Origin of the sequence: Halomonas colorata (assembly GCF_014897985.1) — a bacterium.
In the GTDB taxonomy this organism is placed as follows: domain Bacteria; phylum Pseudomonadota; class Gammaproteobacteria; order Pseudomonadales; family Halomonadaceae; genus Vreelandella; species Vreelandella colorata.
Window position 1 is genome coordinate 1 of record NZ_JABUZA010000107.1, and the last position, 1138, is coordinate 1138.

1 protein-coding gene is annotated in these 1138 nt (G+C 59.9%); it reads left to right on the forward strand.

Going from position 1 to position 1138, the window contains the following annotated elements; translation table 11 throughout:
* The coding region (locus INT33_RS20985; protein WP_193092943.1) for a dihydroxy-acid dehydratase at positions 1 to 1138 on the forward strand (1138 nt) is incomplete at both ends.

Here is a 1138-nt window from a genome sequence, read left to right on the forward strand (position 1 = left end):
GGTGAAATTTCGCTGCACGACTTTATGGCTGCCGAGGCAGGCATGTCGCGCTCCGCGGGCACCTGTAACACCATGGGTACTGCTTCCACTATGGCCTGTATGGCCGAGTCATTAGGCACTTCGCTGCCCCACAATGCCGCCATTCCAGCCGTGGATTCGCGCCGCTACGTGCTTGCCCACCTGTCGGGTAATCGGATTGTCGAGATGGTCAATGAAGATTTAAGGCTTTCCAAAATTCTGACTAAAGAAGCCTTTGATAACGCCATCCGCACCAACGCCGCGATTGGCGGCTCGACCAACGCCGTGATTCACCTCAAGGCCATCGCCGGGCGGATCGGGGTCGATCTTCAACTAGATGACTGGAGCCGAGTAGGGCGCGGTACGCCCACGGTGGTCGACCTGCAGCCTTCAGGGCGCTTCTTGATGGAAGAGTTCTACTATGCCGGTGGCCTGCCTGCCGTGCTCAAACGCCTGGGCGAGGCGGATCGCTTGCCCTTTAAGGATGCATTAACCGTTAACGGCAAAACCCTATGGGAAAACGTCAAAGACGCCCCGCTGTATAACGACGAGGTCATCCGCCCGCTGGATAACCCGCTCACCGCAGATGGCGGCATTTGTGTACTGCGCGGCAACCTGGCACCGAATGGCGCCGTGCTCAAGCCCTCGGCGGCAACGGCCGCGCTGATGCAACACCGTGGGCGTGCGGTAGTGTTTGAAGACTTCGACGATTACAAGGCACGCATCAACGACCCGGACCTGGACGTTGAAGCTAACGACATTCTGGTCATGAAGCACTGCGGGCCACGCGGCTATCACGGCATGGCGGAAGTCGGCAATATGGGCCTGCCGCCCAAGATCCTTGCCCAGGGGGTGACCGATATGGTGCGTATCTCCGACGCCCGAATGAGTGGCACCGCTTATGGCACCGTGGTCCTACACGTGGCCCCGGAAGCCGCAGCGGGTGGCCCGCTGGCCGCGGTACGCAACGGCGATATGATCGAACTCGACTGCACGAGCGGCCGGCTCAACCTAGAGGTTAGTGAGGAGGAGATTAAAGCACGTCTTGCCGAGTTTGATGCCACGGCAGCCTCGACACTCATCGCCAGCCAGGGTGGCTATCGCCAGCTGTATATCGAGC